Here is a 13008-nt window from a genome sequence, read left to right as displayed (position 1 = left end):
CCCCTGGTAAATCTGCAGAAGCAGGTCAATGCCCATCATAAGTAGGGGCTGTGGGGGAAGCCAGAAAAATTACTTTGGCTGATAGAGCTTCGATTCCGTTTTCAGCTCGCATAGTTTCGCACGAAGTCGCTGCTGAAGCTCTTGCATCAGCGGATCTTCGTCACCTCGAGGGCGTCGGTCAGGGGAAACGATGATGGGTTCGTCGACGTCAATAATCACATGTAACGAGCCGTGATAGGTAGTCGTATCCTTGAGATCTTCCTCGTATCGCTCGATGGTTTCGAGCAAGCGATCGACGCTGGGGAAATCGCGAAGATAGTTTGGGATATAGCAGGAGATCTGCTGAGCGACGTAGATGTCTTCTAATTGCATCCAGCGTCGGTTGCGTTCCTCGGGGGATAATGTCCCCGCCACCATATCAGGTAGCATTCTCGAACGAAGGGCCTTGATCCGTGGCAGTACGCTGCCGACCCCTTCTTCCTTGAGCCACTCTTTTTCCAGTGGATGAAGAATGGCGTCGATCAGGTCGGCCGTTCGCAGTGCCAGGTCGATTCCCGATTTTGCGTGGCCGGCGTAGCGGATCTCTTCCAGGGCTAATAGACCTTCTCCCATGCGTTCGACACGTTCCAGCAACGGCAACTCTTCTGAGGTTCGCCAGCCCAAGCGATGTTCGATTTCGTGTAAAACCGGTCGAACCGTGGCGTCGATATCACCTTGAAAGACATACTTGATACCAATTGGGTGGATCACCGTATCGCTCAGGCCTTCCTTAGCACGACGTTTCGCCGCTGATCGTGCAACGAAGGCAACGCCGTCAAGAAGATCGTGGATGTGATCATTCGTTCGTGTGGTGGAACCTTCTGGGAATACGACCAATGGGCGTTTGGCCTCGACCATGGCATCGACCGCAGTTGCAAGCGATTTTCGATCGACCCCTTCACGGTAGATACTGAACCCGCCCATCAAGCGTATCGCCAAAGCTTTGAACCACCCTTGGTTGAAGAGGTGCCAGCTGGCCATTGAATAGAGATGACATCCCGTCTCTCGGCCCAGGAAGCCCAAGACGAGCGGATCGGACATTCGACAATGATTGGGGGCCAGCAAGATGCCGTGCTGTGCGTCCAGCGACTTCTTCAGACGGTCACCGTTGCGGACCTCATACGATTCGACACCCTCAAACAGTTTGAGGTAGCGACCATAGAGATCGAATCCCTGGATGAAATCAGGCCAAAGCGTTCCACGATGGGGAGGAACGAATCGATAGGGCTTTTCAATGATGATCTTCTGCATGGGATCCGCGGGCGCCTTGCGATTCGTCGCAATTGTTCGCTAATCGGCGAAACCTTGGGGATGGGCTTGATGCCATCGCCAGGCGGTTTCAATCGTTTCACGTACATCCAAGTACTTCGGTTTCCAATCCAAAATTTTACGGGCCAGCGACGGATTGGCTACCAGGGCAGGCGGATCTCCGGGCCGACGTGGGGCAATCTCCGTTGGGATTTCATGCCCTGTGACCTCGCGGCATGCCGCGACGATCTCTTGCACACTATTGCCACATCCTGTCCCAAGATTCAGCTTGAGGCACTCGTCTGGCGTGATCTTTTCCATCGCTAACAGGTGAGCATCGGCGAGGTCGTCGACATGGATGTAATCGCGCACACAAGTACCATCTTCGGTAGGGTAGTCCGTGCCGAACAGGCTAATTGACTTGCGCTGACCCAAAGCAACTTGCAAAACGACCGGAATCAGGTGTGATTCCGGCGTGTGGTCTTCGCCAATATCCCCGGTGGGGGAAGCTCCGGCGGCGTTAAAATAGCGTAGGGCCGCGTAGGCCATTCCATAAGCATGCGAGTAGTCTTGCAGGGCATGCTCGATGGCTAGTTTCGAGAAGCCGTAAGGATTGATCGGTGCTTGTGGGAAGCTTTCGTCGATCGGTGACGAGGCTGGAATTCCGTAAGTGGCACAGGTGCTTGAGAACACAATGCGGCCAACGTCTGCCGCTCGCATCGCGTCGAGAAGGCTAATCGTGCCACAGATATTGTTGTTGTAGTAAATCGAAGGGTTGGTGACCGACTCGCCCACTTGGGCGAACGCAGCGAAGTGGATTACTGCTTCGATCTTGTTCGATTTGAGGGTCTCGGTCAGCAGTTCTCGATCGATCAAATCTCCGACAACCAGCTTCAACTCGCCGACGGCGCCGCGGTGGCCGTAAGAGAGATTATCGAAGACGACCACTTCGTGGCCGGCAGTTGCCAGTTTGCGAGCCGTGTGCGAGCCAATATAGCCAGCTCCTCCGGTTACCAGTACACGCATTGGACGAAAACCTTAAGTTTCTAAATCGAGATGGGATGTGCCGTGGAAGAAATCTTATCCCACCGTTGGCTGGTGAACTGGCAAACGACCAGATTCTGATCCATTGTGTCCATACAATCAATACGACCGGAATTTTCCGATGCAAGCTTGAACCCATCTCCTGAGTTGTCGATGACAGGAATAAGCGATGGTCTGATCTTCTCCTGCAAAAATAGCTCGGGTTCTTGATGAAGCGGAAATTGAAACTGAAGCTCAAACGGCCGCTTCCTCAGCCGCAAGGTGAGCGAATCGAGCGATTGATCGCTTCGCTGATCACGTATTTAACGACGGAGTGTCATCTTTCGCAAAACACCATCCAAGCTTATTCGCGAGATCTGCAGCGATTTCGGACATGGGTGGGTAACAAAAACCCGAAGGATTTGACGATCGTCGAGCTATCGGATTATGTGGCTTGGTTGCACGATCAGAAATTGGCTCCTGCGTCGATTGCTCGACATATCATCTCGCTGAAGGTCTTTTTCCGCTATCTTCAGTTGGAAGGTGTATTGCAAGATAACTTGGCGGAACTGTTGGGCTGTCAAAAGCTGTGGCAGAAGATCCCGACGGTGATTCCGCCCCACCAGATCGATGACTTTCTAACCGCCCCGTGGAGTGAAGACCCATACTGGCGACGGGATCGAGCAATTCTCGAAGTTCTGTACGCTTGTGGCTGTCGAGCTTCCGAGATCGCAGGTCTCAAGGCGAATGACGTTCACCTCAGCGAAGGTTTTTGTCGACTTCATGGCAAAGGCAACAAGCAGCGTCTGGTTCCGCTCGGCGAAAAAGCGGTTGCTGCCTGTCGCGAATATCTCGAGACCGAGCGTCCTAAATTGGCGTCGCGTGGTTACGACTCGCCTGAGTTCTTCCTCACACGCACGGGGCGTCCGCTCCGGCGCGAAGCGATTTGGGAGATGGTAAAGAAGTACGCTTTGCGTGCCGGGATTGATCCCAATGTCAGTCCGCACACCTTACGGCATAGTTTCGCGACCCATTTGCTCGCTGGCGGGGCCGACTTGCGGCAAGTGCAAGAATTGCTCGGTCACGCGAGTATCGCAACGACGCAAATCTATACCCATGTCGATCAATCGCGGCTAAAGAAAGTTCACGCCACGTTCCATCCGCGAGCGTGAACTTGAGTTGTAACTCGAGATACGAAGAATTAACCAGCTCCAGCGCCTGGGGCGAACTTGATCTTTTCGATCAACTTCTGAACTTCCCCAGTCTTGGGATCAATGCGACCGGTCACGGCCGTAATCGCTTGAATGACGTAGTGGTACTGCAATTGGTAGTCGGCATCGATTTCGATCTCCGACTCTTCTTGCGATGTACTAGGACCATCGTTCACGCCTACCTGCTCGACGATGGCGTCTTGTAGCTTTTTGAACTTCTCTTGCACCGAGCCCTCGAAAGGGGGCAGATTGTTCAGCGAAACGGATTGCAATGCACCGCTTGGTCCTGCACGCAGAGACAAGGTGAGTGCGATTTGGGTGGTACTGGGCGAACCTTGAGCGGCTTGCGGCATGTTGATGTTGAAGTCACCCTCCATCGCGACGATCTTGAACGTCATGATGAAGAAGACGAGCAGCTGAAACACGATGTCGATCATTGGCGTCATCGGGACTTCGACTTTTTCTCGTCCGTGGACTTCGTTCTTGCGAAGTTTCATGAGATCGAACCGTTGCCTTAGTAGGGGACCTTTTCCTTCGCCCGCAAGGCGAATTTCTCGAAACCAACATCCTGGCAAAGCTTGATCAACTCTTGGACTTTGCCTGTTTCGACACGTCCGTCACCACGAATGATCACGGTCACCGTCTTGGCTGCGCCGCCTTTATCTGCGTTAAATTCGTCGGCGATCTGTCGTTCCACCACCAGGGAAGGTCGGAGCGATTCAGGCGTGTAATCCTTGCCGTCGAAATAGACGTTGCCGTCCTGGTAGACCTGCAACGTGATCGCGTTTTCAAAGGGTACTTCAGGAGGTTTGGCCAACTCACTTTCGGGGAGTTTGACGTCCTTGTTTTGATCGGCTTGCGTAAAGTTGATCAGCACCATAAAGAAGGCGATCAACTGAAACGTCATGTCGATCATCGGGGTCATGTCCCCCTCTTGGACCTCCCGTCGGTTCTTTTTGATCTTCATGTCGTACTCATCTTCTCGCGAAAGAGATCGAACGGCGAGTCTAAGACTACTTGCCCACGTTTTGGAATCGGCTCATCAGCCCTTCGCTGGTGATACCAACTTCCAAGGCCAGGCGATCGACTCGATTGCGAAGGATGTTGTACGCGGCGATTGCCGGGATAGCCAACGCCAAACCAACAAGCGTGGTGAATAGAGCGGTCGAAATACCTTCGGCCAGCTTGGAAGCTTCCGGAGTCGAACCACTGATGGCAATTTCACTAAACGCTCGAATCATACCATCGACCGTTCCAAACAAGCCGATCATCGGGCTCAGTGTACCGATTAATGCCAGGTAACTGAGGCGGTGATCAAGCTTCATGTTCTCTTCTTCGCCCACTTCCTGCATTGCTTCGATCGCTTTATCGTAGCCTTGCGAGACCTTCTCGAGGCCGGCCGAAAGGACCTTGCCGAGGAACGACTCGTCTTCCTTGGCCATGTCGTAAGCTTCCTGAACCTGGTTTTCTTCCAGGCATGCCTCAAAGCTTTCGACCAGAGCGAGCGGCACGACATTTTCGCGACGGGCGTTCATGATGTTCATGACGAGCAAGGCCACGAACACAATCGAGATCATCAAGAAGATCCAGAAGTAGTACGTCAGGGCCTTATAGGTCCATGCGAACAGCGACATGGGCTCTTTTTTCTTGGCGGGGGCATCGGCATTGTCGTCACCAGCGGGTGCGTCGTCAGCAGCAGGGGCTTCATCCGCGGGAGCCTCCGCAGCAGGTTCTGCGTCAGCGGCGTCTTGAGCGGTAACGCTCGGTGTGGTCAGAAAGACGCCCACCATCAAGGCAACCAGGGCCAGGCAGAAGGGAAGGGAGTACTCGTGGGATCGACGCAACATAGGGATCTCCAAGCGATGCGAATATCTGAGCTAGGACCTGGATTTATGGGAATAGACGAGGTATCTACTCATCTCTTGGTAAACAATAGGTCACAGGAGAGAGTAGATTTCGGGCTAAATTGACTGGAAAAGCTTGTATTCTAGTTTGGGAAAATCAACCCGAGAAGCAGTTCAATCGTGAGTCGGCCGTTGTTTTCCGGCGAACTCACCCTCTTAATCGTAACTCGACGGGCGAATTATTGCCGATTAGCCCAAACACTTCCTGGATATTGGTTAACTAGCATATTTCGGGCAGCAGTTGCCTCGTCTGGGGAGTTAACCTCCTTCCAAAGGTTGGAGAGATGGTACAGGGCTTCCGCGTGAATCTCGGGATCGCGGTAGAAGAGGATGTCGGTATGCAGGTAAGCCAAAAGTGCTTCTTTCGGCTGGCTTTGTTTGGTGTAGCACTGTCCCAACGCGTTGTAGGCTCGGCCGAACAGCTCTTTGTCTTGTGGGTCGGCGTTTTCGATGACCTTTTGAGCCAGCTTGACACCTTCGCCTGCTTTGCCGGTCATGGCCAACGCCTGTGCCTTACCAACCGAAGCAAAGCTCTTCTGGCGAGCGGCTCCTGAGACGGAAGCATCGGTCTTCAGCACGTCGTCAAACTTCTTGATAGCCTCGGCGGCTTTGTCTTGGGCCAACAAGGCGCGTGCTTCGAGCACGTTGCCTGACATCTTCACGTCTGGCCAGGGGGCTTTGGACAAAGCGGCGTAATACTTCGTAGCGGAATCGTAATTGCCAGAGCTAACGGCGAGATCGCCCAGCATGCGAGCGACATCGTAAAAGTGGAAGCTGCCAGACGCTTGCGACGCGAAGTCAAGCAATGCCTTGGAGGCAGCCGCTTTATCCGCCGAGCCAGCCAGGGCCAGCTTGCCCATCGAGTAGGCCCGCAGGAAGGCAATCTCCTGGGTCACAAGTTCGTTCTTCCCTTGTTCCCCTTTCAGCTTTTCGATGGCATCGGCATACTGGCCATCATCGACCATGCGGCGAGCCGACTTCACAGGGAACGATTCATCGTCGAGCGAGATTTCGACCACTTCATTGGAAGGAATCTCGACGGTCGTTCCCCCTTTGCTTAGCTTGATCACGTCGGCAGTCGTACCGACGATGGTGCCGGACTGTGGTGTACCGGTGGTGGTGCGAACGGTGTCGGCCAGTAGTGGCCCGCCAGCGACGAGGGTCGCGACGGTTGCCAGGAAAAGATACTGACGCATGGTGATAACTCCTCGAATTAATCGATCGTTGTGTGATAAGTTTGGTTGGCCCTGACCGGGAGAGTACAAGTTACTTCTTGTCGAGTCCTGATGCGGTACCGGTCAGATCCTTTTGGATCAATTTCATGAGCGTGTCGAATTTCGTCCACAACTCTTCACCGCCTAGGGACGGATCGAACAGTTGGGTCGACGTAATATCCTTAGCCGCCATGGCCAAGTATTGCTTTTTCTTTTCAGGGTCCGTCTGGGCCAAAGCAAAGTGATATCGGCATTTGGCCAGATAGTAGCGGGACTCGTAGAAGACCTCTTTGTAAGGAGATGGGGCTGCACCTCGCTTGGCATAACGAGCCAGGATCGATTGAAGTCGTCCCCAGCCCCAGATCACGTTCTTCTTGGTTTTGGGATCAGGGTGGGCACCCATCATTGCCTCGACGAACGTCTTCGAATCGCCCCCGTTAAGGCCCCATAGATAATAGGTCTTCGCGGCTTCGACTTGAACGTTCACGATCATCTGGTTCTTTTCCAGCACGTCAGTGAACGTCTTCAAGGCTTCCTCGTATTTGCCGGTCTCGCGCTGAGCCATGGCAATCCGCACACGAACTTGTTGAAGTAACGCGGCATTCACATCGCCACCTGCAGGGGCATCTAACACGCGTTGGTAGGCCGCAATGGCCTTTTCATAGAACCGACTCGCGTCACCCATGTAGCTAGGATCTTCCGAGAAGCTTTGCCCAACGTTGTAGAAGGTGTCGCCAACCCAGTTCAGTACGTTCGGTTCATTGCTCGATTCGGCCAGGCGGTCGAGGAATGACTCGAAAGCTTTGCCGAGAGTTTCCTTCGTGCCAGGATCGGCTTCGTCGAGTTGTTTCTTCAAGTCGCTTGCCAGCGAGATATAGATACGAACCAATTCCTTTTGGCTGTCCGCATCAGTGCCGGCCAGATTCTTGAGTTCGCCCATCGCCTTTTCAGCACTGGCCATCAGTGCTTCGGTCTTGGCGGAATCTTTGGCTGTCGGAACGGCTGAAATATAGGCTCGGACGGCTGCCTTCTGGATGAACTGTTCGACAGCGGGTATTGTGGCGAACTTGTTGTCTGCTTCGATCAGTTTCATCAAACCGAGTTTCGGCTTCTCAAACAGTTCGATCGCTTGATTCGGCTTGCCGATGTCGGTGTAGACCTGGGCGAGTGAAATGGCTCCGCTAACGTAGGTATAGTCCGCGTCATCACCTTGGAAGCTATTCACCCCGGCAGCGAGGATCGACTCAGCTTGTTGTTTGATCGCGGCGAGTTCCTCATCGGTTGGTAAATCGTTTGATGTGGAATCATCCGCTGCAGCACGCTTGAGGGCACTACCACGGCCGAACAGGCTCCAATAGGTCTGACCAACTTTCAGCTGAGCCTCCGCTTTGGCGCCGTTGTTGTCCGACATCTTGGAGACGATTGCTTCGGTGTCGTCAACGAGCTTTTTCTGATCGTGCCAAGGAAGGTCCTTTGAGTCCGCTTGCTCAAGTTGGATTCGCACCAATTCCACCAGGGCCAGGCCAGCTTCCTCAGAATCAGGCCACTGCTTGGCAACGAAGTCGGTCACTCGCTTCACCTGCGAGAGCTCGAACGATCGATCATCGGGTGAAGCGTTTTCAAACAATTGGTGAGCACTCGCCAGGGCCATTTTGCTGCACGACTGAGCACTTGGGCTACCGGGATAATGCTCGGCGATGAAGGTCGCCCGAGCGTAGGTCTTCCAATAGTCGCCATCCTGATAAGAAAGGAACGAGAGGAAGTATTGAACGTTATTGACTTCATCGCGTGGGGTATCACGATCGGCTAGTCGTAACGCTTGCTGGAAGTATGGCTTCGCTTGTGCGTAGGCATCCTGAACTGATTTTTCTTCCGCCTCAATTTGGTTGGTAAGCTCTTGCTTGGTGGCGTCATCCGACGTGTTGGCTAAATCTTTCTTGAGCTTGCTTATCACAATCCGCTGCTGCACGCTCGCTTTGTTTAGTAGTTCCCGACCGGCATTCACCGCTTCCTCGAACGTTTTTGGTTCGGGCATTTCCTGAGCAACCGACTCGGTGCCTTGCAATTCTGAACGTAACTGGAGAGCGGGCTTTTGGAAGTCGCTGGGGTATTTACCGATATCAACCAAGAGCTTCACTGCGGCCTTGCGATAGTCGTTGTACGACTTGTCCTTCGGCCCTAAGGCTTCGGCGTCGGCGATGTAAGCCTTAGCGACGAGATAGCGGAACTCGAGCCATTCCTCGTCACGTTGGTCATTGGGGCGAAGTTGCTGCGAGTCGAGCCAAGGTGCGAGTTCATTCACAACCTTGGGCGCACTTTCTTCCTTCAGCCAAATCGTGGCCAAACCGATGGCGGCTTTGAGTTTCACACGACGAAATTGCTCTGGCTGATCTGGCAGCAGCATCAAGTCATCTTGGTAGATCGAAACCGCTTCTTTGTCCTTGCCGAGGGCTTGTTGAGCTTCGGCTTCGTACAAGCGAGCGAATAAGCCTGCCAGACGCGATTTGTATTTGCTGTAAGTTTCTCCGAATTCTTTGGCAGCCTGTTCCAGTTGTGGTTTGCGCTCTTTGTCCTTGGCGTCGAGCGTTTTCGCAGACTCCAAGAGGCAGCTTGAAGCTAACATCTGAGTCTGAATGTACGAGGCTCGCATCTCGTCACGGAAGACGATTTTTGCAGCGTCCTTACTAGGATCGAGCACCTTGCCTAGCTTTGTCAGTGTCTCACGAATTTGAGCGTTGGCGTCTTCAAAAATCTTGCGAGCTTGTGCGTACTTGTCGCGTGCTTCTTTAAGCAGAGGTGCCTTGGCGGCATCGGTCATTTCCCTGCGAGCGCGAGCCTGAGCCAGTCGGGCTTGATCGGAGAGGACATTGCCCCGCTGAATTGTGGCGTCAATTGCACGATCATTTTCTGGGTGTTGCTTCAAGAACTCAGCCAGATTCTTATCGGCGTCGCTGAACAACGCTCCCCTTTGATCGAGATTCGGCAAACGTCGAGCCGCATCAATCTGGGCTAGGGCTTTGTTATAAAGCAGTGTTGCTTTGACGTCGTCCGGCAAGCTGGGGTCGTTGGCAACCGAGTCGACATACCAAATTGCTTGCTCGTAAAAACCGCGTTGCAGCAGCCCATCAAAGAACTCCTTGAAAGGTTCTTCGGCCTGAGCCAGTGGCGCAGCGACTAGCAGGAGGCCAGTAGCAAGCAATGATTGTTTGAAAATCCGCATCGATATACATCCTCGTAAGACAAGGCGAATCCTCTACCTGTACCCGGTCAAAGGCTTCTCGGTTTAAACCGTCGCCTCAAGGCAAGCTCGAGTGAAAAGGCGAAAAGGTAAATTCGTCCTCTCTGAAGCAAGTCGCACGCATCGACGCCAAGCTTGTCCAGAGACTAGATGAGAAGAGTAGGGGAGGAGTGCTGTTCCTTTACCAATCTATTATAGACTCAATCCTGAGGCTTCAAGGCTGGTCAAACTATGGGGTGATCATCCTGAACTATGGTTGCGAGGGCGGCAAAAGAAGTTCCAAACGGGGGTAACTTGCATGCCGCATGAGGGCCGGGTTGATGGCCGACGCCCACTTCTCTAGTTCGTCAACCGTGTTGCCACGACGACGCGAAAAGTACGAATTCTGCTGTAATGACAGGCATTCGGCCGTCAATTGAGCTGCCTGAAGTGAAAGGGGAGAGGCTGGCCACGATGAGGCAAGTTGGAGCCGACTCACCTTCTGCGTTGACTTGCGTGCCTTTCCGTCGGCGTCCCGCCATTCCAGTTCAATCTGTGCAACCTCGTTAGGTCCTTCTTCCGGCAAAATCACTTCAAACAGAACCGTACCGGAGTCAAATGCATGTAGCTCTTGCGTCTGGGAAGTGGGCATGAAATCGCCACCGACTGGCTGGTAGCCGATCAAGCGATACTGAGAGACCGACTTTTCGTTCCACTTGATGTTGATTCTAGGATTCGTCCCAACCAAAGTTGGAGCGTTGTGAATCTCGTGATCCAAGAGGTGGCACAAATCCTTTAATGAATTGGTTACGGTCCAAGTGCCCAGACCTTCTAGCGAAGATGGCGCGGGCGAGATCGACGCAAACTGGCGATCTTCCAGCTGAACCCATGAGAAGTCAACATGTTGCGAGGTCGCGTCTTCGACCAAGGGACGCAATTGACGATTGGTCGCTTCGTCCAACGCGGCAAACCGATCGGACAGGACGATCAACGGTCGCCGAATGTCACCAAAACCAGGTTTGCTAATCGCCGTTGCAGCCGCCAGGCGAATTCCCTCGGCCAAGTTAGATTGGGTGCCTGCGTCGATACGATCTAATGCTGTAAACCAAAGCTCACTATCAGCGACTGCCGCATCTTCGAGCATCACATGCGGAAACTCGGACATCACAACTAGTGTGATCGTGTCGTGCGGCTGCAAATGTTCGATCATCTCACGCAGGGCAATCTTGACAGGAAGCCAGGTACGCATTGCATTGGCAGCATCGGATGGAGGGGTAACCGCTACCGTAATATGAGCTGGAGGGCGATCGACTGGATCGGCCGAGCCAGCAACGACCCCAATTTGCAGCAGTTGGGTTCGATCACGAGCAAATACCGCAGGTCCTGCCGCAGTACGAAGTTCGACTTGGCCAGGTTGGGCAGGTACATAAAACTTGCCCGTCGCGGCAAGCCATTGTTCCATCCGCGCGTCGGCCAATAATTCGGCTGACCAGGGCTTTTCGGTGAAGACGACGTTCTCGTAACTTTCCTCAGCGGCCGAGATCGGCAGACGCACGGATCGGAGGGAAGCTTCCTGGGGAGAGGCGAACGGTTGGACCGATTCTCGCATCAGGAAATCGCGATCATACTCTTTCGCCGAGGGCACATACGATACCGGCGAGGTCGTTGCCAAGATCATCTGGGGACGCCCAGTCTCAGCGGAGATCAGCGGATTGGCACCCAACGGTTGAAACCGCATCAGGAACGTGCTGGCCAACGGATCGCTGGGAAGTTGGTCGCTCAAGGAGCGGATCCTTAGATTGGATGCGGGTGAGTTATCGGGCGCATCCGGCAATTCCAATTGAGAACCAAGCAGTGCCAGCTCATCGGAAGAGGGTAGGGGGGCATCTAAAAGACGCTGCTCGTTGCTTTCTGGGCCAAACGAATCAAGCCACGCGAGTTGTGGTTCACTGTCGGGGGTGATTGCCGTATGGGTGTTGGTTGGAAATGGACTATCTAGATCTTGCTTCGCGAGGTTGTTGTTGGAAAGCGTGTAGACAAACCAGCTAACCCCAATCGCGACTAAGAGGACTGCGGCGACACTCCATATCGTTGACACCCATCGAGCAGGGCGGTGACGAGACGCGTCAGTTGGCTGCGGTTCTGATAGCGATACCGGTTCTGAAGTCGCCGCAATCTGATGCAATTTATGTGTGAAATCCTGGGGAACGGCGACGGCATTGAGCTCTGCATCGATAGCCGCTTCGATCTCCGTAGAGTCTGGGATCGACTTGAGACGCGCAACCAGATCACGCGGAACCGGTACATTCCGAAGCTGTTGATCGAGTTCGAATTCTCGGTCAGAAGGATTCACGTCGAGGCTTGTCTGATTTTGAACGTTGATTGAGGCTTGTCTATTGGAGCGATCACACCGACCACGAGTTCCAGGCTTTGAAATCCACTCCGGTTACGAGGTGGATTGGCTGGAAAGCGCTTTGTGAAGTTTCTTCCGGGCACGGCTCACGCGAGAGAGGATCGTTCCTAGCGGCACCTTCAACAGATCCGCAGCTTCCTGGTGGGTCAGTTCCCCGACAACAACCAGGAGGATGGCTTCCCGTAAATCCTTGGAGAGGCTGGCCAAGGCGGTCTGCATTTCATCACTGAGGCTCTGATCTGGCTCGGCAGGAGCTTCCAACTCGGGCGTATTTTCGTCGTGGTCGGACAGGGGCATGGGCTGTTTCTTTTTCCGCCAGCGATCGACGATACGACGCCGCAGGATGGCGATCAGCCACGCCCTTTCTCCCTTTTCTGCGTCGAATCGATCTCGGCTGTCCCATACCGATCGAAAGGCGTCTTGAACGACGTCTTCGGCATCGTGGCGATTGCCCATCAAGCGAAACGCGACACGGTAAAGCGTCGGTCCGTGTTGGTCAACCAATCGGTGAAACTGCTCGGCGGAAAGAGCCAACGCAAACTCCGAGGAAGAATCGAAAAGGGAATACCAGACGAGGTCGCGGCCCCGTTGTATCCCGCTCGACAACTCCTCCTAGCTAATCATTCGTGGACAAAAGCCTCGATTATTCCCCAAAAGAGGAGCCTAATTCGAGATAAAACCCATAATACCATAGTGCTGTGGCAAGGCGGTTGGCTCCGAAATAGACGTCGTTCGATGC

At 53.7% G+C, this 13008-nt stretch carries 10 protein-coding genes; 1 reads left to right on the top strand and 9 read right to left on the bottom strand.

All coding sequences use genetic code 11. The features are described from left to right. Nucleotides 1-69 precede the first annotated feature (69 nt). On the bottom strand, nucleotides 70-1290 hold the full coding sequence (locus C5Y83_RS15310) for a 1-acyl-sn-glycerol-3-phosphate acyltransferase (RefSeq protein WP_105330591.1): 1221 nt from the start codon (nucleotides 1288-1290) through the stop codon (nucleotides 70-72). Nucleotides 1291-1329: 39 nt separating this feature from the next. Next, nucleotides 1330-2313 (bottom strand): UDP-glucose 4-epimerase GalE, encoded by a 984-nt coding sequence (gene galE / locus C5Y83_RS15305; RefSeq protein ID WP_105330590.1) that lies wholly within the window; start codon nucleotides 2311-2313, stop codon nucleotides 1330-1332. A gap of 227 nt (nucleotides 2314-2540) precedes the next feature. Between galE and xerD the strand changes: the two genes are divergently transcribed. Then, nucleotides 2541-3482, top strand: a complete 942-nt coding sequence (gene xerD, locus C5Y83_RS15295) for a site-specific tyrosine recombinase XerD (RefSeq protein ID WP_105330588.1) — start codon at nucleotides 2541-2543, stop codon at nucleotides 3480-3482. A gap of 29 nt (nucleotides 3483-3511) precedes the next feature. Here xerD and C5Y83_RS15290 read toward each other — a convergent pair whose 3' ends face one another. The 7 genes from C5Y83_RS15290 to C5Y83_RS15260 form a co-directional block, all read right to left on the bottom strand. After that, nucleotides 3512-4018, bottom strand: a complete 507-nt coding sequence (locus C5Y83_RS15290; protein ID WP_105330587.1) for an ExbD/TolR family protein — start codon at nucleotides 4016-4018, stop codon at nucleotides 3512-3514. Between the two features lie 17 nt (nucleotides 4019-4035). After that, complete coding sequence (locus C5Y83_RS15285) at nucleotides 4036-4488, bottom strand: ExbD/TolR family protein (protein WP_105330586.1); 453 nt, start codon at nucleotides 4486-4488, stop codon at nucleotides 4036-4038. Nucleotides 4489-4534: 46 nt separating this feature from the next. Next, nucleotides 4535-5368, bottom strand: a complete 834-nt coding sequence (locus C5Y83_RS15280) for a MotA/TolQ/ExbB proton channel family protein (RefSeq protein ID WP_233207236.1) — start codon at nucleotides 5366-5368, stop codon at nucleotides 4535-4537. Between the two features lie 236 nt (nucleotides 5369-5604). Then, complete coding sequence (locus tag C5Y83_RS15275) at nucleotides 5605-6621, bottom strand: tetratricopeptide repeat protein (RefSeq protein WP_105330585.1); 1017 nt, start codon at nucleotides 6619-6621, stop codon at nucleotides 5605-5607. Between the two features lie 70 nt (nucleotides 6622-6691). Then, entirely contained in the window at nucleotides 6692-9859 is a 3168-nt protein-coding gene (locus tag C5Y83_RS15270; protein ID WP_105330584.1) for a tetratricopeptide repeat protein, read from the bottom strand. Nucleotides 9860-10127: 268 nt separating this feature from the next. Continuing rightward, complete coding sequence (locus C5Y83_RS15265) at nucleotides 10128-12209, bottom strand: hypothetical protein (RefSeq protein ID WP_105330583.1); 2082 nt, start codon at nucleotides 12207-12209, stop codon at nucleotides 10128-10130. Between the two features lie 93 nt (nucleotides 12210-12302). After that, nucleotides 12303-12803: an RNA polymerase sigma factor gene (locus C5Y83_RS15260; RefSeq protein WP_105330582.1), complete on the bottom strand. Its 501-nt coding sequence runs from the start codon at nucleotides 12801-12803 to the stop codon at nucleotides 12303-12305. Between the last annotated feature and the right edge of the window lie 205 nt (nucleotides 12804-13008).

Origin of the sequence: Blastopirellula marina (genome assembly GCF_002967765.1) — a bacterium.
GTDB classification, from domain to species: Bacteria; Planctomycetota; Planctomycetia; order Pirellulales; family Pirellulaceae; genus Bremerella; species Bremerella marina_A.
The sequence above is the reverse complement of the archived record's forward strand: the minus strand, read 5'-3'. Positions and strand labels throughout refer to the sequence as shown.

What these genes read in the sequence shown, in the direction of transcription:
- C5Y83_RS15310 (WP_105330591.1), bottom strand. Translation starts at nt 1,290, where the DNA reads ATGCAGAAGATCATCATTGAAAAGCCCTATCGATTCGTTCCTCCCCAT.
- galE (WP_105330590.1), bottom strand. Translation starts at nt 2,313, where the DNA reads ATGCGTGTACTGGTAACCGGAGGAGCTGGCTATATTGGCTCGCACACG.
- xerD (WP_105330588.1), top strand. Translation starts at nt 2,541, where the DNA reads ATGAAGCGGAAATTGAAACTGAAGCTCAAACGGCCGCTTCCTCAGCCG.
- C5Y83_RS15290 (WP_105330587.1), bottom strand. Translation starts at nt 4,018, where the DNA reads ATGAAACTTCGCAAGAACGAAGTCCACGGACGAGAAAAAGTCGAAGTC.
- C5Y83_RS15285 (WP_105330586.1), bottom strand. Translation starts at nt 4,488, where the DNA reads ATGAAGATCAAAAAGAACCGACGGGAGGTCCAAGAGGGGGACATGACC.
- C5Y83_RS15280 (WP_233207236.1), bottom strand. Translation starts at nt 5,368, where the DNA reads ATGTTGCGTCGATCCCACGAGTACTCCCTTCCCTTCTGCCTGGCCCTG.
- C5Y83_RS15275 (WP_105330585.1), bottom strand. Translation starts at nt 6,621, where the DNA reads ATGCGTCAGTATCTTTTCCTGGCAACCGTCGCGACCCTCGTCGCTGGC.
- C5Y83_RS15270 (WP_105330584.1), bottom strand. Translation starts at nt 9,859, where the DNA reads ATGCGGATTTTCAAACAATCATTGCTTGCTACTGGCCTCCTGCTAGTC.